The organism is Persicitalea jodogahamensis, assembly GCF_014651615.1.
Classification (GTDB): domain Bacteria; phylum Bacteroidota; class Bacteroidia; order Cytophagales; family Spirosomataceae; genus Persicitalea; species Persicitalea jodogahamensis.
In genome coordinates this window covers 470,531-492,873 of sequence record NZ_BMXF01000001.1, presented here as the reverse complement: position 1 = coordinate 492,873, position 22,343 = coordinate 470,531, and the positions used below count along the sequence as shown (strand labels likewise).

Genomic DNA, 22,343 nt, shown 5'->3' with positions numbered 1-22,343 from the left:
AGACCGCCCGCCAGGTACGGACCTGTTTCTAACAAAATCTTCTTAATTTTGTCAACCAATTAATCCCAAAATCTTTTGAAAGAATACGGCAGTAACGTCGAAAAGTTGGCGGAACACATCGTGCAGATGGAAGATCCCGCCAAGCGCACGCTTTACGCGCACATTCTGGTGGAGCTGATGCGTCAGATTCACCCCGGCATGCGCGACAATCAGGATTACTACAACAAGCTCTGGGATGACCTCTTCATTATCTCGGGTTTCGAGCTTGAAGTGGACGGGCCTTTCCCACCGCCCTCAAAGGAGGCGCTGGGCAAAAAACCCCAGCCAGTCAGTTATAACCAGCACAAGCTCAATTACCACCACTACGGCAAGAATATCGAACTGCTGGTGGAGAAGGCGATCGAAACCGAAGACGCCGACGACCGCCTGGCGTTTGTGTCTTATCTCTACCGCCTGATGCGCTCGTTCTACAATGCCTGGAATCGCGACAATCCCGAGGATGTGGTACTACTTGAACATCTGCTTGAAATTTCTGAGAACAAATTGAAGCCGGAAGTAGACTACATCCGCGAAAATGGCCCGGTCGAAGCCTCGCCCAAGGACCGCAACAGCAACGCCGAAAAGAGCCGTGGCAACACGCTGACGGGCTATAAAGCGCAGGTCAGCACCGGTCCGGCCGTCAACAACGGCAACTTCAACAATGACCGCGCTAAGAATACCAGCCACGCTATAACCAGCAGTGGCAGCGGAAAAAACAACCGCCGGAATAAGAACAATAACCGGAATAATCGCAATCGCCGGAAATAGTTCTTGATTCATTGTTAAATGCTCTTTGCGTGATCTGGTATTCAGAGATTTTCAATCATTCCACTATTGGGGTAATGGGTTGAAAGGGGAAAGCTTCGGTCTTCTGGCGGAGCCGTTCTCCATTCTCCATTCTCCATTCTCCTTCTCCATTAAACAAGATGTCCTCATTCAAAATAACAGGAGGTCGCCGCCTGAAAGGCGAACTTCAACCGCAGGGTGCCAAAAATGAAGCGTTACAAATCTTGTGCGCCGTACTGCTCACTGCCGAACCTGTCACGATTCATAACATTCCGTCGATCCGCGACGTCAACCAGTTGATTGACTTGCTGGGTGATTTGGGAGTTCGCCGGACGATGATCAGCGATTCGTCGATTCGCTTCGAGGCAGGCGATGTCAACACCGATTACATGGAGTCGGAGTCCTTCAAGCAGAAAGCCGCCGCCTTGCGCGGATCGGTGATGCTGCTCGGACCCATGCTGGCGCGGTTCCGCAAGGGTCGCATTCCGCGCCCCGGTGGCGACAAGATCGGTCGGCGCCGTCTGGATACCCATTTTCTGGGTTTCGAGAAATTGGGAGCGGAGTTTAGCTACACCCAGGAAGATGGGGGGTTCTACCGTGTAGACGCCAAAAATCTGAAAGGTACTTACATGCTGCTGGACGAGGCCTCTGTCACGGGTACGGCCAATCTGCTCATGGCTGCTGTGATGGCCGAGGGCACCACCACGATTTACAATGCGGCCTGCGAACCCTACTTGCAGCAACTCTGCAAAATGCTCAACCGCATGGGGGCCAAAATCTCGGGTGTGGGCTCCAACCTGCTCACCATCGAGGGCGTGGAGGAACTGCACGGTACTGAGCATACCATGCTGCCTGACATGATCGAAATCGGTAGTTTCATCGGTTTGGCGGCCATGACGCAGTCCGAGATCACGATTAAAAACTGCCAGGTACCCATGCTGGGGGTCATTCCCGATGTATTCAGGCGGCTGGGCATCAATCTCGAAATCCGGGGCGACGATATCTATGTGCCCGCACAGGAACATTACCGCATCGACAGCTACCTCGACGGCTCGACGCTCACCGTAGCCGACGCTCCCTGGCCCGGCTTTACGCCCGACCTGCTCAGTATCGTGCTGGTGACGGCCACGCAGGCGCAGGGAACGGTACTTATCCACCAGAAAATGTTCGAGAGTCGCCTGTTTTTTGTGGACAAACTCATCGAAATGGGCGCCCAAATCATCCTCTGCGATCCGCACCGCGCTACGGTGATCGGTCTCAACCGCGAAACCCAGCTACGCGGCATCCGCATGACCTCCCCCGACATCCGGGCCGGAGTCGCGCTGCTCATCGCTGCTCTTTCGGGACGTGGCGTGAGCATTATTGACAACATCGAGCAGATCGACCGTGGCTATCAGCACATTGACACGCGGCTGAATGCCATTGGGGCGGAGATTATTCGGTTGTAAAAAAGTTTTTTTCATGACACGCCCTACGGTCGATACCCTGCACCGCTCCGATGAATATCAACTCGTCGAGTCGTTCACTATCGACGAAATGACGGTATTTCTGGCGCGCGAAGCGGGATTGCAAGCCACGAGCGGCGGTAAACCCAACCAGAAAACAGCGGGCTTCTGGTTTCTGATGATTGGTCTGGGCTGTTTCGGCGGCGCCATTGGCTGGCTGATCGGATCGGCCGTCAGGAACTCCGTAAATAACCAATTGATGGCCCCGGGCTGGCAACTCGGGCTGGGGGTGCTTGCGTTCTTCGTTCTGCTACTCCCCCTGCACGAACTGATTCATGCCGCGTTTTTCAAGTTACTGGGCGCGTCCAAAATTGGATTTGGGTACTCTGTGAAAGGACTGATGGTGTATGCCTACGCACAGCAATTCGTGATGGAACTCCGCGAAAACGCGATCGTGGCGGCCATGCCATTTCTCATCATCACTTCTCTGCTGGCCGGCCTGCTGGCTTTTGTTCCGCAGCTGCAGTATCTCTGGTTGCTACTGCTGATTTTCCATACGTTGGGCTGCATCGGCGATTTTATCCTCGTAAAGCACGCCTGGACCAATCGCCATCGAAATATGGTCACCTACGACGATCTGGAAGAAAAACGGACCTACTTTTTCGTAAAAAAATAGGTCCGTTGCAAATACAAATCACTTCTTTCCGTAAGTACACAAGGAATTATCGGCCTTTACGTAATACGATTTGAAGTTGCTGGCCTTTGGGTCCATGCAGCCCTTCAGATTCAGGAGCTCCACCTTGCGGAATTCCACCGGGTGACTTTCGCTTTGCAATGAAATGGACCCCTCGGTGAGTAGCTTCCCGTCGGGCTTTTGTGCCGGGTTGAAACTACCTACATTGCCGCCGCCGACCTGCGGCTTGGTGTATTCAAGTACCATTTCGTCATTGACAAAATGCTGGATGAGCGAATCGCCCAGTACCAGCACTTCGGCCCGCACCCACTGGTCGCCGTTGTAGGTCTTGGAGGTGGAATTGATGCAGTGTCGCGTATCCAGTTTGCCATTATAGACAACGTTGGTGCCGGGAGTACACAGGTTGCAGGTAGATCGCTCGCCCTTGTCCAGCCCACCCAGCAGCTGCACTTCTATGGAAATCGGAAAATCCTGATCTTTTCCCATCGACGCGGCGGTCTGGCCGTGTACCATAATGCCGCTGTTGCGCTTGGCCCAACCCTCGCCGCCGGGTGGCTGCTCGCCCACGAAGCGGTACTCCACCCCGATGCGGTAGTAAGAGAAATTTTCTTTGTAAAACAGATGGCCGTAACGCTGTTTGAAATTATCGTAGGCATCGTAACGCGTCACGATTTTGGCATCTTCAATCCGGAAGGTGTTGCCAAAATTATCGTTCAGATCGTATCCCCGGATTTTGAGGTCCCAGCCGGCGAGGTCTTTTCCATTGAAGAGTTGCCGCCACTCCATCTCGTCCTTATCGGTACTTTTCTGGGCCGGAGCCATGCATGCACTAAGGGAAAGCAGGAGAAAAAGGGGAATAATAATTTTCATAGGTATCTAGAAGAGTATTGGACTTGAATAATGCACTTATTGGATGAAATCCTGTTCATTCAAAACCTGTCCGATTGCGTTTCTACTTATGCAGATTTTAGCTTCGTCTTTATTTTTCTTCACCTCCTGCCACCTCATCTAATAAAACAGGGACGTCGTCGATGCCCGGAATCTGTTACCCGTTCAGAAACGAGGGGAGTCGATGGAAACAAAGTGTTTTTGGAAATTTCTGCGAACGTTTGGATTGGTGAAGATTCGGAAGTCAATGCATAGGCGGTGAAAAACTTGATGAGGATTGAATATGAGGTTACCGGATTACACTAATGAACGAATCAAATTTCAAAATGAATCTAGCAAACTCCAACCGCCGCGGCTTTCTGACTTCGGCCCCTCTGCTGGCGGCTTCACTGCTAAGCCTGGATGCGTTCGCTTCAGGTACTGCGGGTAGTATTCCAAAAGCTCGAAAACAGCTCGTCCTCCGCTCGTCCTGGCAAACGGTCAACATCGGCGACATTGGCCATACGCCGGGTGTGTTGCATTTGCTGGAAAAACACCTGCCCGAAGTCGACGTGCGGCTATGGGCTGGCGACGTTGGCAATGGCGTGCGGGAGATGCTGGCCAATCGTTTTCCGAAACTGGAGATATTTACCAATTCCGACAATGAAGCCGTAGCCCGCGCCATGCAGGAGTGCGATTTCCTGTTACATGGCTCCGGTCCTTCTCTGGTAGCCCGCAGCGACGTGAAGCGTTGGAAGGAGGAAACGGGCAAGCCTTACGGCGTGTATGGCATCACCTTTCCGGGGGTGTACAGCGAAGACCCGAAGGAAGTCGTCGAGGCGAATCCGCTCGACATCGAGTTGCTGAATGCCGCCGCTTTTGCCTTTTTCCGCGATTCGGTTTCGCTTGATCTGGCAAAAAAACTGGGCGTTCACAATGCTGCTATGGAGTTCTGCCCCGACGGTGCATTTGCCGTGGATTTGAAAAACGATGCAGCAGCCACGGCCTTCATAAACGAGCATGGATTAGAAGAAGGCAAATTCATGTGCGTGCTGCCCCGCAACCGGCTGACACCCTGGTGGGAAATCCCGAGTAAGAACCGGAGCATAGATGAGAAGAAAAACGCCCGCAACGAGCTCATGCGCGAGCACGATAACGCACCGCTACGGGAGGCAATCATCGCCGTGGTACGGCAGACACCGATGAAAATACTGCTTTGCCCCGAGGATGAGACGCAGGTAAAACTCGGCAAGCAGATTATTCTGGACAAACTACCCGAAGACGTAAAAGAAAAAGTCGTGTGGCGCGACCGCTACTGGCTGACTGATGAAGCCGTGAGCACCTATGTCCGCTCGGCCGGAATTTTTGGTCTTGAAATGCACTCGCCCATTATGGCGCTCGGCAATGGCATCCCGGCCATTGTAGGCCGTTTTGCCGAGCAGACCAGCAAAGGGTTCATGTGGCGCGACATCGGGCTCAACGAGTGGCTCTTCGATTTTGATAACGAAGCCGACATCGCCCGCTATGTCCCGGCGGTGCTTGCGATGGCTCAAAACCCGGAAGCCGCCCGCAAAAAGGCGGCAAAGGGGAGAAAATTTGTGGAGCAGCGGCAGAAGGAAACGATGAAGATGTTGGGGAAGACTTTGGATATCCAGAGCAAATAACCTCGAATCAAGCTCTTCTGGAAGGAAGGGCGTCTTCCTTCTCCGCGCGATACAATCAGTAAAATCCGCCTTGACACGCCTTCTTCCTGAATACCCAAATCCCCCGTTCGAGGCGTTCATGAAGAAAAAAATACTGCTTTTCGCGATTATCGCGGCAGGTGCTTGGCTAACTTTCGGAAGTACCATACCTACCAAGTCTAACATTGTTCTCATCCTGAGCGACGACGCGGGCTATGCCGATTTTGGTTTTCAGAGCAACCGCTTCATCGCCACACCCAACATCGATCGCATCGCCAACGAAGGTGTAAAATTCACGGATGCGTATGTGAGTGCCGCTGTCTGTGCGCCGTCGCGGGCGGGCCTGCTCACGGGTATCAATCAGGCCGAATTCGGTAATGTCGATAATTATATCAAAGGGGTGAAGTACACCATTCCCCAGGCGGATTACGGAATTCCCCAAAACATAAAACTGATTGGGGACTACCTTCACCCCCATGGCTATCGCACGGGAATCATTGGCAAGTGGCATGAGGGCTTTTCCAAACCCTACCACCCCAACAGCCGGGGCTTCGATTATTTCTGGGGATTCCTGTGGGGTAGCAGTAACTACCTCCCCGGCAAAGCCGTCGAAGTGGAGGAAGACGGCCAGCCCGTCGACCCGGCCCGCATTCCTTACATGACCGACGCCATCGGCGATCATGCCTTGGAGTTCATCGAGCGGGAGCAGGACCATCCTTTTTTCCTCTATGTGTCGTTCAACGCAGTACATACTCCGCTACAATCCAAAGCGGAGGATTTGGAGAAATTCCGGGATCAATTCAAAGACAAAGTCAAGCTGAACAATGCCGCCATGACCCATTCGCTCGATCAGAACGTGGGCCGGATTTTTGCTCAACTCGAGAAGCTGAATCTGCTTGACAATACCCTCATTATCTTCCTGAATGACAACGGTGGTCAGAAGAACACGATCCATGCCGACAACTTCCCGTTGCGTGGACAAAAGAGCGATCCCCTGGAAGGAGGAATTCGGGTGCCAATGGCTATGCGGTGGCCGGGAAAAGTCGAACCGGGCACCGTAAGTAGCAGGATCGTCAGTTCGCTGGACATAGTCCCGACTGCTCTGGCTGCCGCCGGGGACAAGCTATCCAAACAGCCACAGTTGAAAGGCAAAAATCTCGTCGAAGTCGCTAGTGGCAAGAATGGCCGGGACGATCGAACGCTGTATTGGCTGATCAGCAATGACGAAGGTGCCATCCGGCAAGGAGACTGGAAGCTGGTTTTTGAAAATGGGAAAGGCCCGCAACTGTACAATCTGCGCCGGGATATCGGGGAGTCGAATGACCTGTTTCAGAGCAACAACAAAATGGGGAAGCAATTGCTAGCCAAGTACCAAGGCTGGAAATCGAGCCTGCCGCCCAAACGATTCCAGCCCATCCGGCCCGGTGATGGAAGTAAGGATTGATTTTCGATCATCTCCTTGCAAAAACCTGCACTTCTTTACACCAAAACAAGATTAAGTAGTAAATTAGGCAGATACTTTTGGTATTAACCCTAAATGTGCGTTACCCGATCGCTACCACAGAAACCCATACTGATAATGACAGAGAATTGCTGTCGCTCCTTCATCAGGAAGACAGACAGGCCTTTGACCTTATTTTTCGCAAATATTGGCAGGAACTCTACGACTTTGCCTATATCAAAACCCACGATACCGACGTAGCGGAAGAGATCGTTCAGGAGCTGTTTGTCAGCTTTTGGGAAAAACGGCGTACCCTGCAAATAGGTAGTTTGCGCAGCTACCTGTTCGTTTCGGTTAAAAACCGGGTGATCGACTACTATCGCAGGACGACCCACGACCGGCTGGACACCGTCACCGAATTGGCATCAGTAGACTACCCCATGTTTCTGGACGAGCTGGAAGCTGCCATTCAGGGCGCGATAGCGCAGCTGCCCGAAAAAACCCAGAAGATTTTTCGAATGAAAAAGTTCGAAGACAAGACCACACGCGAAATTTCCGAATACCTAGCCATTCCTGAGCGCACGGTCGAATACCACTACACACAGGCTACGCATACACTCAAAGCGCTTCTTGCCAACTTTCTTTCCTTGCTTCTCGGGTACTTTTCATCTGGTACTATTTAAAGAAATAACCGCCCTATTTTTCCTGTTACTATAATTTTTCAACGAATTCGTTTTATTCGTTGCGGACTTCCCCATTTTTTCCGTCGTATCAACAAAGGAACGCCCCTATGAGCAAACAGCACTTCCGTACGCTATTGAAACGCTATCAGGCCAACGAATCCACTCCGCAGGAGCGGCGTATCGTGGAGCAATGGTTTTCGTTGCTCGACGGCGAGCCACCTGTCCGTACAGCTTCGGAGAATCAACAGCTGGAAGAAAAAATGTGGCGGGCCATCCAACAGCAGAAAAGTGAAACCGAGCAGCCGGTTGTTCCCTTGTCCGCGCATTCCCGCTGGTGGTGGTCGGCGGCGTCAATCCTGCTGATTGGAATGGCTTGGTTTGCTTACGATTATTTAAGCACAAAATCAGACTTCCTGACAGCCAGCAACGCCACCCGGTCAACCTCGACAGACCTCATCTCGCGCTTCAACGATACCGCCGAGGCTATGGCGATTACATTGAGCGATGGCTCGACGGTAACGCTCTCGCCACGCAGCCGTGTGGAGTACCCGGCTGCTTTTGAAAGCGACCGGCGTGAAGTGACGCTGATTGGCGAGGCACTTTTCAATGTGACGCGCAATCCGAACCAGCCCTTTTTCGTCAATGCCGGAGAGCTGACCACCAAAGTACTGGGTACCAGCTTCCGGGTTGAGGCGGGTGAAGACAACCGTTTGGTACAAGTATCGGTATTGACTGGCAAGGTATCTGTTTTCCAGCGGAGTGCATCGGATGAGCAATCGAAGGATAAAATAAAAAACGGAGTAATCCTGACGCCTAACCAAAGGGTAGTCTATAAGCCGGCCAGCCACTCGTTCGAAACGAGTCTGGTGGAGCAGCCGATGGTTGTAGCCCCGGACGGAGATCCTTCTGCCCGGAATCCAGAGTTTGTAACCTTCGCATTTGAAGACGCCACAATGGCCGCCGTGGTAAGTAGACTCGAGAGAGCCTACGGTATCGAAATCATTCTGGAAAACGAGGAACTGAGCAAGTGTCTTTTCACGGCCGACATCACCCAGCAACCGCTCTTTACAAAGCTTGATTTACTGTGTGCGGCCCTGAACGCCACCTACGAGGTGCGAGGGACGAAGATTCTTATTATGGGTAGCGGCTGTCGCTAGCCAAAAAAAGAGCCGAAAGTGTTGCGAGCACTTCCGACTCCGAAGTGGTACCCTTTCTAAAACCTGGTCGGGTTCCATCCTTTCGGATGGGAAAAGGGAGTTTTGTCAAATTTTTTAAAACCTAACAAAAACAACCAAATGTAATGAAAAAACAATTACGAGCACGAAAGCTGCTGCAACGAATCATGCGGATTACCCTGCTGCAAACTATCCTTACCGGCCTGACCCTCACGCTATGTTACGCCCATGAAGCCCACACTCAGGGCTTGCTCGATCGGGCGGTGTCGGTAAAGGCGAATAATGTCGAATTGCGAAAAGTCCTTTCAAGAATAGAAAATGAAGTGAGTGTCAAATTCGTGTATAGCTCCACGGTCATTCAGCCCGACCGCCGGGTGAGTGTCAAGGCCGAACAACGCAAACTTTCGGAGGTACTTGCCCAAATACTACAGCCGCTGGATATTTCATACCGGGTTATTGGCGGGCAAATCATGCTGACGCGTTTGGGAGCCGAACCTTCATCGTTGTGGCCTACCCTGCACGTTGAGGAAGCGGCAGAGCGGAGAGTGACGGGAACCGTCCGGGACGAAAACGGCGGAACGTTGCCGGGCGTCAGCGTAGTTCTGAAAGGTACTCAGCGCGGCACTACGACCGACACCGACGGTAAATTTGCGTTGGAAGTACCAGACGAGTCTTCCGTTCTCGTTTTTAGTTTTGTAGGTTATTCCAGCCAGGAAGTAACTGTCGGGACTCAATCGAGCCTGTCCATTTCACTGGTACCCGAGAGCAAAGCGCTCAACGAGGTCGTGGTCATAGGTTACGGTAGCGTCAAGCGCAAAGACCTGACCGGGGCAGTTTCCCAAATCGATACCAAGGACATTGACGCCTTTCCGGTAAGTGATGTGCAGCAGGCACTTCGGGGCCGCGCACCGGGTGTTCGGGTCATTCAGAGTTCTGGTCAGCCAGGAGCTTCGGTGCAGGTGCAGGTTCGGGGCGGTAACTCCTTCCTGGGCAACAACAATCCACTTTATGTCGTCGATGGCTTCCCCCTTACGGGCGGAATCAGTTTCCTCAATCCCTCGGACATCGCCACGATGGATATTCTGAAAGATGCTTCCGCCACCGCCATTTACGGAGCACGGGGCGCCAATGGCGTCGTCATTATCACCACCCGCCAGGGAAAAGAGGGCCGCAGCCGCGTGAGTCTGGACAGCTATTACGGCTTTCAAAATGCCGCCAAACGTTTCGATTTACTTAATCCCCAACAGTATGCCGAAGTCGCCAACGAGCAGTTGACCAACGACGGTAAACCCGCGCAGTTCACAGGTTCAGATTTTGCCAACACCGACTGGCAGGACGAAATATTCCAGACGGCGCCCATCCAGAACCACGTACTGACCTTCTCGGGCGGCAATGAAAAAACCCGTTATTCAGTATCGGGTAATTTCTTCAAGCAGGAGGGCATTATCCTCAATTCAGGCACCGACCGGGGCTCGTTCCGTTTCGGTTTGAATCAGAACGTGAGCGACCGCTTCTCCTTCTCGACGCATTTTGTGGGTTCGAGATTTACGCTCAACAACAGCCGGGCAAACAACGGTAGCCGAGGGAACAACATCCTGTCATCCGCGATCGTGTCGCCCCCCACAGTGCCGGTGCGTGACTCCAACGGCAATTATCCTAACGTGGCCCCTTACTCATTCAGCCCCAATGTGCTTCAGCACCCATTGCTTTATGCCGAGATCCTAGACCAAAGCAAACGAACCAGCCTGCTGGCTGATTTTTCTGCCACTTTAACAATTCTGGAAGGATTGACTTTCAAGACTTTGTTTGGTACCGAGCAGGCTTTTGACGAAAGAAACTTCTACTCACCCACGACCCTGAAATTGTCTTCGGCCAACGGCAACGCCAGCTCGTCTTTCGGCCGGGACGTTTCTTTTCTGAACGAAAATATTTTGTCCTACACCCGAGCGTTCAATCAATCGACGCTGAACGCAGTGGCCGGATTTACCTGGCAAAATCAAAACAGCTATGACAACAGCCAGGGAGGCAGCGGCTTCCTGAACGATATTTTGCAGAACAACAATCTGGGAGCTGCCGAAGTCACGAATCCTAACAGTTCGAACTACAGCGAGTGGGCGCTACTCTCCTGGCTAGGTCGGGTCAACTACTCGCTGGCCGACAAGTTTCTGTTCACGGTTAGTGCCCGGGCCGACGGCTCCTCGCGTTTTGGGGCCAACAACAAGTGGGGCTTTTTCCCGTCAGGGGCTATCGCCTACAAGCTTTCAGAGGAAGCTTTCATCAAAAGTATAAAGGCCATCTCGACTCTGAAATTGCGTCTGAGCTACGGCACCACGGGCAGCACTACCCTCTCGCCCTTCCAATCGCTCAATCGTCTGGGCGTACAACGGGCGACATTCGGCAAGACTGACCTCATTGGCTACACTCCGATAGCCCTGCCCAATGATAATTTAAAGTGGGAAACTACCGCACAATTCGATGTCGGACTGGACGCGGGCCTATTCAACGAAAGGCTGCGCATTACGTTTGACTATTATCGCAAATCAACCACTGATCTGCTGGCCAGAGTGACGCTTCCCGGCTCGACGGGTTTCGGCTCGATTACGACCAACTTAGGCGAAATTCAAAATGCGGGTGTCGAGCTGGGCATCGGAGCCGATATTGTGGACAGAGCCTTCAAATGGGACGTTTTTGCCCAAATGTCCACCAATAAAAATAAAGTCATCGACATCGGTGGTAGTGATATTTTCGGCGGTGGGATCAACCTACCGTTTGGCTCGGCCATCAATATTGCCCGCGAAGGCCAGCCGCTTGGTCTCTTCTACGGTTTTAAAGAAGACGGGCTGGATGAGAAGGGACAAATCAAGTACCTCGACCTCAACAACGATGGTGCCATCACCAACAGTGACCAGACCATTATCGGCAATCCGTACCCCGATTTTATTTTTAGCCTTAACAACAATCTGAATTTCAAAAATTTCGAGCTGAACGTATTCCTGGAAGGTGTTCAGGGCAACGACTTGTTCTTTGGCACGGGCGGTTCGATTAGCAACTCCTTCAATTCAGGAGAAAATCAATTGGTGGATGTGTACAACAACCGCTGGCGACCAGATAGTCCGGACCCGAATGCGCTCTATCCTAAATTAAGCACGACTTCTGCCTTTCGGGTCTCGGATCGATTCATAAAGAATGCATCTTATTTGCGCATCAAAAATGTGCGGCTGGCCTACAACCTGCCGATAACAAGCCTGGGCGTCAAGTGGATTCAGAGCATCCAGCTTTACGCCAGCGCACAGAACCTCCTGACGATCACCAAGTACCCCGGCCTCGACCCCGAAGTGAACACCCGGTCGAGCACCGGCGACCTGCGCATCGGCATCGATGAAACCGGATACCCGGCGGCCCGCACCCTCACGTTCGGCCTGAAAGCAGGCTTTTAGGATTTGAACACTGGATTCAGTGCAGCAGGTCTTTAACCGCTGCGGCGGGTCGACCCAAGAAACTAACACTTACTACTTAATTGCCAAAAGTATATGAAACAAATAGCAATCATCGTACTGCTGAGCTGCGTTTTCTTCCAATGTGAAGACGCGCTCGTGGAATCGCCCAAGAGTTTTATTGCCAAAACCAATTTCTATAAAAACGCCGACGATGCCAACGCGGCTCTGACGGCTGCGTACAGCTCGGTAGACAGAGGTATCGCGTTCATGGCACTTCTCGAGTGCCGCTCCGACTACGCCGACGGGCGCGGCAGCCAACAGACCATCAGCGTCTACGACAAGCCCTTGGATAACACCAACCAGGCGAGGGTGTTCACCTCCTGGGATAACTTATACCAGGGGATCAACCGGGCCAATTCCGTACTGGACAACGTCCCCGGCATTCCGATGGATGAAAAGCTAAAAAAACAGATTCTGGCCGAGGCCAAAACCCTGCGGGCGTTCTTCTACAGCAATCTGGTCAAGTACTGGGATGGCGTCCCGATTCGGAAAGAGGAACTAACCGACCTGGCGCAGGTACCTGCCCCTCGGAAACCAGCACAGGAAGTGTGGGACTTCATCAAGGCCGATCTCACCGCCGCCATTCCCGATATGGCTCCCTCCTTCCCGGTTGGTTTGAGCGGCCGGGCCACTTCCTGGGCGGCTAAGATGTTGCTGGCCGATGCTTACCTGAACACCGGAGAATGGGCCAAGGCGCGCGACCTGGCCGACGACGTTATCAAAAACGGCCCCTTCAAACTACTTGAAATCAAGCAGCCCAACGACTTCCTGAACAAAATGTACGGCCCCGGCGTGGTCACTTACGACGAGGATATATGGTCGGAACACCATACCCCTACGAATGGCAACCAGATCCCTACCTACCTGCATCGGGTGGTCGGCGGGGTATCGTTGGCCTCGGGTGGTTTTTTTGCCTGGCTTCCTGTCATGAGTTCGTATCTGGGCACATGGGACAAGAAAGACCTGCGCCAACAGTACAATTTGTATACTTATATCGCAAGGGCACCAGGCGATACCGTCTATTTGCCTCAGCCCAGCCCGCTGTTCAAAAAGTACCAGGACCCTGCTGCCAGTTGCAACAGCTGCGCCCAGAACAACGTCCCTATCTTCCGGCTGGTTGAGGCTTACCTGGTATACGCCGAGGCCGCCAGCCAGGCCGAGGGTGCGCCCTCGGTGTTGGCAACAGAGCGCCTGAACATCGTGCGCCGCCGCGCTTACGGGTTGCCGCTGAATACCCCCTCCAGTGTCGATATTAAGGCAGGACTTGCCCAGAAAGCCTTCCGCGACGCCGTGATTCAGGAGCGGGGCTACGAGTTCCCGTTAGAAATGAAGCGCTGGAATGACCTGCTGCGCGCGGGTACCGCTGCCGAGAAAATCAAAGCCACGGGTAAGGCCTGGAGCGATGTGAGTCTGCTGTTCCCGATTCCGGTGGATGAGATCAACAACAATTCCGCTCTGACCCAAGCCGATCAGAATCCCGGTTATTAAGTTTTTTATCAAGAGAGTAGCTTCTGCCGGGCTGCTCTCTTCTTTATTATGCTATGATTTACTTGTTCCTCATGCATTTCCTGCTCAGCTGGCTGGCTTTTCCTGAAAAGTCAAAATCTGCTGAAAAGCCCAATTTCATTATCCTGTTGGTAGACGACCAGCGCTGGGACGCCCTGAGTTATGGCAAAAACACCTACTTCACCACCCCTGAGCTAGCTAAACTAGCCGCACAGGGTACTTACTTTCCCGATGCGTTTGTTACGCTGTCCATATGCACCCCCAGTCGCGCGGCAATCCTGAGCGGGCAGTACGGAAGCCGTAATGGCGTAATGGACATGGGGTCGAGGCTGAAGGATGAGCCAAACGCATTGGGAAATATTATGAAAAACAACGGGTACGCTACCGCTGTCTTTGGCAAGTGGCACCTACCCAATCAACCCGACAATCTTGGTTTTGACTACTCCTTTATTTTCAAAGGAATCACCACCTATTGGGATGTGGATTTTTTGGAAAATGGAAAGAAAAAAAGTACCGACGGCTTTGTGGACGACCAGACGATCGACCAGACGGTCGACTACTTGAAAAAACGAGACGACAGGCCTTTTTTCTTGTTTGTCAACACTTTCGCACCACATATGGACGAAAACTACGACTGGCCGATCAAAGCCGCCGAGCGCAGTCACTTTGACCAGCAGGCTGCGCCGCTCCCCGCCGACTGGAACACCGATTTTGAGGGAAAGCCTGCCTACCTCAAATCGGAACGGCCACACCAGCGAGCTCTGGAATACGGCTATGACCGGCCCGACTCAATCAGGAGCCACGTCTACAAATATGCCGCCGCAAACTACGCGATGGATCAGGCTGTGGGGCGGCTTTCGAAGTATTTGACTGATGAAAAACTACTGGATAACACCTACCTGATCGTGCTGGGTGACAACGGGTGGTTCATGGCCGAGCACGGTCTGACGAGCAAAGTACTCGCTTACGAGGAGTCCATGCGCGTCCCTTTCTTTGTGCTGGGGCCAAAGGTTGCGGTTCAAAAATCCGACGAAATGGTACTGAACGTCGACCTGTATCCGACCATCCTTGACCTGGCCGGCATTCAGAAAACAATTCATTCTCAGTCCATAAGCTTAAAAAAACAACTTTCCAGTCAGGGTAAGCCCAAGCGGAACCACGTCTTCTATGAAGCACCGGTACCTGTTCATGGTACTTACCCGCACTATGCCATCCGGACCAAAACGTGGAAATATATCGTGACTTATCATCCGGAAAAGGCTCGCGAGCTATATTCCGAGGAGCTTTACGACTTACGAAACGATCCGAAGGAATTGAAAAACCTCGCCGCCGATAGTGGTTCGGCAAAAGTGCTTGCTCAGTTAAGAAAAACAGCCCAAAAAGAAATTCAAAATTCAAACCAGTAAACCCTCCCAATTCATATGCGTATTTTCAAAAAGTTTACGCTCAGTTTTTTGCTTCTGACGATTCTGGCGGCATGTTCGCCTAATTCCGGTACTGATGACAATGGAACGGGCGACACCCGCTCTGCCGACGTCATCATTTACGGCGGTACCGCCGCCGCCGTAACTGCCGCTGTGCAGGTGAAGAAAATGGGTAAGTCGGTCATCGTCGTCTCACCCGATAAGCACCTGGGCGGGCTGTCGGCAGGCGGGCTGGGCTTTACCGATACGGGCAACAAGTCCGTCATCGGTGGACTGGCGCGCGAGTTCTATCACCGCCTCTACCAGCACTACCAGCAGGACAGTAGCTGGAAATGGCAGCAACGGGAAGAATTTGGCAACAAGGGCCAGGGTACGGCCGCCATGGACGGCGAAAACCGCACGATGTGGATCTTTGAACCCCACGCCGCCGAGCAGGTGTTTGAAGATTTTGTGAAGGAAAACGACATTACCATTTATCGTGACGAGTGGCTCGACCGCTCGGCCTTTGGGGTGGGAATGGAAAATGAAGAAATCAAGTACTTCAAAACCCTCAGCGGTAATGTCTACGAAGGAAAAATGTTCATCGACGCCACCTATGAGGGTGACCTGATGGCGGCGGCAGGCGTCAGTTACCACGTGGGACGCGAGGCCAACAGCGTGTACGGCGAGCAATGGAACGGCGTACAGACGGAGGTTTTTCAACACAAGCACTATTTCGAAAGCGACATCAGCCCTTACAAAGTGGCGGGCGATCCCAGCAGCGGTCTTCTGCCCGAAGTCTCCAATCAGCCACCGGGCGAATACGGCTCCGGTGATAACAAGATTCAGGCTTACTGCTTCCGCCTTTGCATGACCGACAAGCCCGAAAACCGCCTGCCTTTCCCCAAGCCCGAAGGCTACGACCCCGCCCGCTACGAACTTTTGCAACGCGTCTTCGACAGCGGTTGGGACAAGCTTTTTGTCAAATTCGACCGCATCCCCAACCGCAAGACCGACACCAATAACCATGGCCCGTTCAGCAGCGACTATATCGGCAAAAACTACGACTACCCTGAGGCTAGCTACGAGCGGCGGAAGGAAATCATCGAGGACCACCGCAAGTACCAGCAGGGGTTGCTGTATTTCATGCAAAACGATGCCAGAATGCCGGGCGATCTAGGAAAAAAAATCAAGGAATGGGGCTTATCCAAGGATGAATTCACCGACAACAACAACTGGCCGCACCAGATCTATGTCCGCGAAGCCCGGCGCATGGTCGGTCAGGAGGTAATGACCGAGCAGCACACGCTCGGCACTAAGCTCGTGACCAACTCAGTGGGCATGGGCTCCTATTCGCTGGACTCGCACAACGCTCAGCGTTACGTGAAAGAAGACGGTTTCGTGCAAAACGAGGGCGACATCGGCGTACATCCCAAGCAGCCTTATTCCATTTCTTATGGCTCCATTTTGCCAAAGGCGGCCGAATGCAAGAACCTTCTGGTACCTGTGGCCATGTCCAGCTCTCATATCGCCTTTGGCTCCATCCGCATGGAGCCTGTATTCATGATTCTCGGTCAGTCGGCGGCAGCAGCGGCGGTGCTGTCGATCGAGAACGACGTGACGGCGCAGCAACTGCCCTATGCGAAGTTGCGTGAGGTTTTGGTGAAAGAAGGACAAAAACTAGAAGTGTCAATCCAAGCAGAATAATCCCTGTCTCAATATGAAACAATTCTTTGGTATACTGCTGGGCCTCTTGCTCCTTTCGTGTAGCAGCAACAAACCTCTCCAAACCCAAAACGGAACCGACCTCGTCGTGTATGGCGGTACTTCGGCGGGGATTGCCGCGGCTATCGAGGCGAAACGGATGGGCAAGTCGGTGGTGCTGATAGAACCCACCTCCCGCATAGGCGGACTGACCACGGGCGGTCTGGGCCAAACCGACATCGGCAACAAGCGCGTCATCGGTGGGATTTCGCGGGAGTTTTACCAGAATATCAAGACCTACTACGATCAGCCCGAAAACTGGAAATGGCAGAAGAAGGAGGAGTACCTTGACGGAGGACAAACCCGTACCCAAAAGAATGAAAACAGCATGTGGACCTTCGAGCCATCGGCGGCTTTGAATGTATACCACGATATGCTGAAAGAGGCGGGCATTCAGGTTGAATACAATCAAAAACTCGACCGGGCCAAAGGTGTGCGGAAGAGTGGCAACCGGATTTCTTCCATCACCATGCTCTCGGGCAAAACCTACCAGGGCAAGATGTTCATTGACGCCACCTACGAGGGTGACCTGATGGCGGCGGCCGGCGTCAGTTATACCGTGGGCCGGGAAAGCAACAGTCAATACGGCGAAACGCTCAACGGTGTCCATAAGCGAGACCGCGATACCACCATGACCGGTCAACTGTCTCGTAATGCAATGAATCACAATTTTGTCCAGGGCGTGGATCCTTACGTGGTCAAGGGTGACAAGTCCAGCGGGCTGCTGCCGTTCATCAATCCCGAGGCCCCCGGCCCGCACGGCGCAGGCGACAACAAGGTGCAGGCCTACTGCTACCGAATGTGCCTTACCGACCATCCCGATAACCGCATTCCGTTCACCAAGCCAGCCAATTACAATGAGCGCGACTACGAATTGCTCATCCGTAATTACGAAGCCGGAGAGAAGGGATTCCCCTGGATCAATTCCCAGATGCCCAACCGGAAAACGGACACCAACAACCGAACCGGGTTTTCCACCGACTTCATCGGCCAAAACTATGCTTATCCCGAAGCCAGCTATGAGGAAAGGGAACGCATTGCCGAGCGGCACCGCCAGTTCCAGCAGGGCCTGATGTGGACGCTCGCTTACCATGAGCGCATGCCCGATTTCATCAAAAAAGAAGTCTCGCGCTGGGGTACCAGCAAAGACGAGTTCGAGCGGGCCGACGGCTGGCAACAGCAACTGTATGTCCGGGAGGCCCGTCGCATGGTTGGCGACCTGGTGATGACGCAGTACCATTGCGAGGGGTTGAAGACCGTCGAAGATCCCGTCGGTATGGGGGCTTACGGGATGGATTCGCATCATATCCAACGCTACGTGACCGAGGAGGGCTTCGTCAAAAACGAGGGCAACGTTGAGGCCCATGTGGCCGCACCTTATCCCATAGGCTACCGGGCCATTGTCCCCAAGCAAAGCGAGTGTGTTAATCTTCTCGTCCCCATCTGCCTGAGTGCCACCCACATTGCCTTTGGGTCGATCAGGATGGAGCCAGTATTTATGGTACTTGGACAATCCGCTGCCGTCGCTGCCTCGCTGGCGATAGACAAGAACCTGGCCGTGCAGGACGTGCCCTATCAGGATTTGCGGAAAGTACTTTTGGATAAAAATCAAATTTTGGCCAACACTCCTGAATAGAACAATCTATTGAAAAACACGAAAGCTTTTGTCAGAATCTTGTGCTTTTCGTTCACGGTGCTAGGTCTGCTGGCGGCCTACCAGCAACCAATTTCCGGTATTTCCCCAGCCCAAGCGTCAGATCGCCCCAATATCGTTCTGATTATGGCCGACGACATGGGATACTCCGACATCGGCTGCTTTGGCTCGGAAATCGCGACTCCCAACATCGACCGACTGGCGGCGGAGGGGATCAAGCTGACGAATTTCTACAACGCCTCCCGCTGTTGTCCCACCCGCGCTGCACTCATGACGGGCGTGTATCCGGTACAGGCAGATATAGGAGAAATGGACGGCGACGACGGGGTACCGGGCTACCGGGGATTTTTGAGTCGAAACACGGTCACGATGGCCGAGGTACTGGGCGAGAACGGCTACCACTGCATGATTTCGGGAAAATGGCACCTTGGACAACAGGAGCACGCCTGGCCGATGAAGCGGGGGTTTCACCGCCAATACGCCAGTACCACCACCACGGGCCACTACTTCGGAATTGCCAAAGACCGTCCCTACGTGATCGACGACCAGTCGGTAGAGGTTCCGGGTGAGTGGATCGAAGCAGGACAAACGGATTACAAGCTCTTCAAGAATGCCGACGGTTCGCAATGGTACGCCACCGACGCCTACACTGACCGGGCAATGGAAAACATCGAGGATTTGCGAAAAGCCGATGCCATGAAGCCCTTCTTCCTTTACCTCCCTTACACGGCTCCGCACTGGCCCTTACACGCCTTCGAGGAGGATATTGCCAAATACGAAGGCAAGTATCTGGCCGGCTGGGACGCTGTGCGTCAGCAACGGTACCGACGCCTGGTAGAGTTGGGAATCGTTCCCGAAACCTGGAAGCTCAGTCCACGCAACCAACAGGCGAAGGATTGGAATCACCTCACCGAAAGCGAGAAGAAATACTATGACCGCATGATGGCCACCTATGCCGCGATGATCGACCGCATGGATCAGAACATCGGGCGGTTGCTAACCTTCCTGGAAGAGAAGGGCGAACTGGAAAATACCATCATCTTTTTTCTTTCAGACAATGGAGGCTCTGCCGAGAATGTGCACAAAGGCAAGGAAGGTGTCCCAACGGGCCGCCCCGATTCTTTCGACAGCTACGAAGCAAGTTGGGCGAACGTGAGCAACACCCCTTTCCAGTGGTTCAAGCAGTGGACACACGAAGGAGGCAACGCCACGCCGCTTATTGCCTGGTACCCTAAAATGATTAAAGCCGGAACGATGGATAAGCAGGTGGCCCACGTGATCGACCTCATGCCAACCGTCTGCGAATTGGCCGGAGCGAAGTACCCCGCCACTTTTCGGGGAAATCAGATTTTGCCTTTGGAAGGGAAGAGTCTTGTACCCGTTTTGGAGGGAAAGCAGCGGGAGGGACACCGTGTACTGTTCTGGAATCACTTGGGCCACCGCGCTGCCCGGAAGGGGGACTGGAAGATCGTATCGCGCTACGAAGCCAAAACGGAAACCGAACTACCCTGGGAGCTTTACGATATGAGCAAGGACCGAACGGAAACAAATAATCTGGCAAAAAAATACCCGCAAGTCGTGGCCGAACTAGAAACCGAATTTGCAAATTGGTTCGAACGCACGGGGAGCATTTCGCACAAAAATCTGGTGGCGATGCGCAAGGGAAAGCGATAGTAGAGAAGTTGTAAAATGTGCTTCTTAAGGCAAAAATCCTGATGCATGCCCTACCCTATCTTTGCCGTAATCCTGGCTTTCTGCACTTTATTCCCTCCCCGGGAAGTTGAAAAAGTAGCTGCAACGAAGAAAGGGACGGGCGCGGCCAACCGGAATGCCAAGCATGGTCCGGCTGTGCCCCATGCATCGTCCCGACCCAACATCATCTACATTTTCACCGATCAGCAGCACCGTGATATGATGAGCGCGGCGGGCAATCCCTGGCTCAAAACCCCGGCGATGGATTACCTTGCCGCCAACGGCGTCCGTTTCACTCGCGCCTACACGACCAATCCGGTGTGCTCTCCTGCCAGAGTGAGCCTGATGACCGGACGGATGCCGGGTTATTTCAGGGACAATAAAGGCCAACCCGTGACCGAAAATGTAGGAGCGATGCGCATCGGGAAACTCTCGCCGGAGGTTGAGAGCACCACGCTGGCTACCTGGCTGAAACGAGCGGGCTATCGACTTCTTTTTGGCGGTAAAGAGCACCTGCCTCCATCCCTAACGCCGGAGGCGCAGGGCTTCGAGGACTTCACCGACGATGAGCGTGGTCAACTCGCTGAGCGGGCGGCTGAGTATATCAGATCCCAGCCCAAGGACCCCTACTTCATGGTAGTTTCACTAATCAATCCGCACGATATCTGTTATATGGCGATTCGGGACTTCGCCAGTACGGAGCAGGAAAAGAGGCTGGTCAGTACCGGAGCGGAGGAGATCGAAACCCTCGACCGGGCAATGAAGCGGCCTGCCGGGGTGTCGGAAGCGGAATTTTTCGAAAAGTACTGTCCGCCATTGCCTCCCAATTACGAACCTCAAAAGGGAGAACCCCGGGCGATCAAGAACTACATAGCCTCGCGCAATTTTCAGCAGGCAGCTCGCGAACAATACACCGATAAGGACTGGCGCACTCACCGCTGGGCCTACTGCCGCCTGACCGAAACGGTGGACAGCCAAATCCAGACTATCCTGAACGCCCTGCGGGAAAGCGGCCAGGAAGAGAACACGCTTATCCTGTATTCCAGCGACCATGGCGACATGGACGCCGCCCACCGCCTGGAACACAAGTCACTACTCTATGAAGAGTCGGCGGGCGTTCCTTTCCTCGCCATGTGGAAGGGACACCTTCGGGCGGGCACTGTGGACAGTACGCATCTGGTTTCCAGCGGTCTGGACCTGCTGCCTACCGTCTGTGACTTTGCGGGCATTACCGCGAAGGCCGATCCACGCGGCCGGAGCCTGCGCCCATTGCTTGAAGGCAAAAAAGTGCCGTGGCGGCAGACCCTGGGTGTAGAAAGTACCGTGGGGCGCATGGTAGTTGATGCGCAGCGGCATAAATACATCCGCTATGCCTGGCCTGAAGATGATAAAACCGAGGTGCAGTTGCTGGATTTGACCCGAGATCCTTACGAAACCACCCATTTCACCGATGATCCCGGCGCGAAAGCCGTTCTGCCGAGATTGAGTCGGGCATTCGACGAACTATGGTTTCCGAACAAGTAGGTACTTTTCTTATGATAAACCCACTCTCCGATGAGTTTTTCATGCAGCAGGCTCTTTATCTGGCCGAGCAGGCGGCGGCAGAGGGTGAAATTCCCGTAGGGGCCATCGTGGTATGCCGGCAGCGGATCATTGGAAAGGGCTACAATCAGACCCAGCGCCTGCACGATGTGACGGCCCACGCCGAGATGATGGCTCTAACTGCCGCCTCGGAGTATCTGGGAGCAAAATACCTGGCTGATTGCACACTTTACGTTACCCTGGAACCCTGCGTCATGTGCGCTGGAGCGATTTTTTGGACACAATTAGGCAGAGTAGTTTTTGGGGCGGCAGATGAAAAACGGGGCTTTACGAAAATTTCGAAAGCCATTCTCCATCCCAAAACGCTGCTGGCGGACGGCATCCTCGCTGAGGAGTCCCGTCGACTGCTGCTTGATTTTTTCCGGGGCCTAAGAACATAAAATCCGAATCCTCTGTTAGAAAAACAGTATTAA

16 protein-coding genes are annotated in these 22,343 nt (G+C 53.3%); 15 read left to right on the top strand and 1 reads right to left on the bottom strand.

The window, feature by feature from the left end:
- The first annotated feature begins 75 nt into the window (after positions 1-75).
- The 3 genes from IE117_RS02095 to IE117_RS02085 all read left to right on the top strand — a co-directional run bounded on the left by IE117_RS02095 (position 76) and on the right by IE117_RS02085 (position 2,946).
- Positions 76-807 carry a DUF4290 domain-containing protein gene (locus IE117_RS02095; RefSeq protein ID WP_189562693.1) on the top strand — a complete coding sequence of 244 codons (732 nt, stop codon included), beginning with the start codon at positions 76-78 and terminating at the stop codon, positions 805-807.
- A 158-nt stretch (positions 808-965) separates the two neighbouring features.
- Positions 966-2,273 carry a UDP-N-acetylglucosamine 1-carboxyvinyltransferase gene (murA, locus tag IE117_RS02090; RefSeq protein WP_189562692.1) on the top strand — a complete coding sequence of 436 codons (1,308 nt, stop codon included), beginning with the start codon at positions 966-968 and terminating at the stop codon, positions 2,271-2,273.
- 13 nt (positions 2,274-2,286) lie between these two features.
- The gene (locus IE117_RS02085) at positions 2,287-2,946 is read left to right on the top strand and encodes a DUF3267 domain-containing protein (RefSeq protein ID WP_189562691.1); all 660 of its coding nucleotides are present in this window, start codon (positions 2,287-2,289) and stop codon (positions 2,944-2,946) included.
- 18 nt (positions 2,947-2,964) lie between these two features.
- Here IE117_RS02085 and IE117_RS02080 read toward each other — a convergent pair whose 3' ends face one another.
- Positions 2,965-3,834 (bottom strand): 3-keto-disaccharide hydrolase, encoded by an 870-nt coding sequence (locus tag IE117_RS02080; protein WP_189562690.1) that lies wholly within the window; start codon positions 3,832-3,834, stop codon positions 2,965-2,967.
- 344 nt (positions 3,835-4,178) lie between these two features.
- Between IE117_RS02080 and IE117_RS02075 the strand changes: the two genes are divergently transcribed.
- The 12 genes from IE117_RS02075 to IE117_RS02020 all read left to right on the top strand — a co-directional run bounded on the left by IE117_RS02075 (position 4,179) and on the right by IE117_RS02020 (position 22,310).
- The gene (locus tag IE117_RS02075; RefSeq protein WP_189562689.1) at positions 4,179-5,495 is read left to right on the top strand and encodes a polysaccharide pyruvyl transferase family protein; all 1,317 of its coding nucleotides are present in this window, start codon (positions 4,179-4,181) and stop codon (positions 5,493-5,495) included.
- Positions 5,496-5,613: 118 nt separating this feature from the next.
- Entirely contained in the window at positions 5,614-6,957 is a 1,344-nt protein-coding gene (locus IE117_RS02070; protein ID WP_189562688.1) for a sulfatase-like hydrolase/transferase, read from the top strand.
- Positions 6,958-7,034: 77 nt separating this feature from the next.
- Positions 7,035-7,637, top strand: coding sequence for an RNA polymerase sigma-70 factor (locus tag IE117_RS02065; RefSeq protein WP_229580185.1), 603 nt, complete (start codon positions 7,035-7,037; stop codon positions 7,635-7,637).
- Between the two features lie 107 nt (positions 7,638-7,744).
- Positions 7,745-8,794: a FecR family protein gene (locus IE117_RS02060; protein ID WP_189562687.1), complete on the top strand. Its 1,050-nt coding sequence runs from the start codon at positions 7,745-7,747 to the stop codon at positions 8,792-8,794.
- 143 nt (positions 8,795-8,937) lie between these two features.
- The gene (locus tag IE117_RS02055) at positions 8,938-12,249 is read left to right on the top strand and encodes a TonB-dependent receptor (protein WP_189562686.1); all 3,312 of its coding nucleotides are present in this window, start codon (positions 8,938-8,940) and stop codon (positions 12,247-12,249) included.
- 93 nt (positions 12,250-12,342) lie between these two features.
- The gene (locus tag IE117_RS02050) at positions 12,343-13,797 is read left to right on the top strand and encodes a RagB/SusD family nutrient uptake outer membrane protein (RefSeq protein WP_189562685.1); all 1,455 of its coding nucleotides are present in this window, start codon (positions 12,343-12,345) and stop codon (positions 13,795-13,797) included.
- A 53-nt stretch (positions 13,798-13,850) separates the two neighbouring features.
- Positions 13,851-15,221: a sulfatase-like hydrolase/transferase gene (locus IE117_RS02045; RefSeq protein ID WP_189562684.1), complete on the top strand. Its 1,371-nt coding sequence runs from the start codon at positions 13,851-13,853 to the stop codon at positions 15,219-15,221.
- A gap of 15 nt (positions 15,222-15,236) precedes the next feature.
- Complete coding sequence (locus IE117_RS02040) at positions 15,237-16,925, top strand: FAD-dependent oxidoreductase (RefSeq protein WP_189562683.1); 1,689 nt, start codon at positions 15,237-15,239, stop codon at positions 16,923-16,925.
- Between the two features lie 13 nt (positions 16,926-16,938).
- Positions 16,939-18,618 carry an FAD-dependent oxidoreductase gene (locus IE117_RS02035; RefSeq protein ID WP_189562682.1) on the top strand — a complete coding sequence of 560 codons (1,680 nt, stop codon included), beginning with the start codon at positions 16,939-16,941 and terminating at the stop codon, positions 18,616-18,618.
- Positions 18,619-18,627: 9 nt separating this feature from the next.
- The gene (locus tag IE117_RS02030) at positions 18,628-20,310 is read left to right on the top strand and encodes an arylsulfatase (protein ID WP_189562681.1); all 1,683 of its coding nucleotides are present in this window, start codon (positions 18,628-18,630) and stop codon (positions 20,308-20,310) included.
- A gap of 45 nt (positions 20,311-20,355) precedes the next feature.
- Positions 20,356-21,852 (top strand): sulfatase family protein, encoded by a 1,497-nt coding sequence (locus tag IE117_RS02025; RefSeq protein WP_189562680.1) that lies wholly within the window; start codon positions 20,356-20,358, stop codon positions 21,850-21,852.
- Positions 21,834-22,310 (top strand): nucleoside deaminase, encoded by a 477-nt coding sequence (locus IE117_RS02020; RefSeq protein WP_229580183.1) that lies wholly within the window; start codon positions 21,834-21,836, stop codon positions 22,308-22,310. The genes IE117_RS02025 and IE117_RS02020 overlap by 19 nt, the downstream gene beginning before the upstream one ends.
- Positions 22,311-22,343: the final 33 nt, after the last annotated feature.

Bases quoted from the DNA above. Each gene is read 5' to 3' on its own strand.
- IE117_RS02080 (WP_189562690.1), bottom strand. From the start codon at position 3,834: ATGAAAATTATTATTCCCCTTTTTCTCCTGCTTTCCCTTAGTGCATGC.
- IE117_RS02085 (WP_189562691.1), top strand. From the start codon at position 2,287: ATGACACGCCCTACGGTCGATACCCTGCACCGCTCCGATGAATATCAA.
- IE117_RS02045 (WP_189562684.1), top strand. From the start codon at position 13,851: ATGATTTACTTGTTCCTCATGCATTTCCTGCTCAGCTGGCTGGCTTTT.
- IE117_RS02070 (WP_189562688.1), top strand. From the start codon at position 5,614: ATGAAGAAAAAAATACTGCTTTTCGCGATTATCGCGGCAGGTGCTTGG.
- IE117_RS02060 (WP_189562687.1), top strand. From the start codon at position 7,745: ATGAGCAAACAGCACTTCCGTACGCTATTGAAACGCTATCAGGCCAAC.
- IE117_RS02040 (WP_189562683.1), top strand. From the start codon at position 15,237: ATGCGTATTTTCAAAAAGTTTACGCTCAGTTTTTTGCTTCTGACGATT.
- IE117_RS02025 (WP_189562680.1), top strand. From the start codon at position 20,356: ATGCCCTACCCTATCTTTGCCGTAATCCTGGCTTTCTGCACTTTATTC.
- IE117_RS02035 (WP_189562682.1), top strand. From the start codon at position 16,939: ATGAAACAATTCTTTGGTATACTGCTGGGCCTCTTGCTCCTTTCGTGT.
- IE117_RS02050 (WP_189562685.1), top strand. From the start codon at position 12,343: ATGAAACAAATAGCAATCATCGTACTGCTGAGCTGCGTTTTCTTCCAA.
- IE117_RS02020 (WP_229580183.1), top strand. From the start codon at position 21,834: ATGGTTTCCGAACAAGTAGGTACTTTTCTTATGATAAACCCACTCTCC.
- IE117_RS02055 (WP_189562686.1), top strand. From the start codon at position 8,938: ATGAAAAAACAATTACGAGCACGAAAGCTGCTGCAACGAATCATGCGG.
- murA (WP_189562692.1), top strand. From the start codon at position 966: ATGTCCTCATTCAAAATAACAGGAGGTCGCCGCCTGAAAGGCGAACTT.
- IE117_RS02075 (WP_189562689.1), top strand. From the start codon at position 4,179: ATGAATCTAGCAAACTCCAACCGCCGCGGCTTTCTGACTTCGGCCCCT.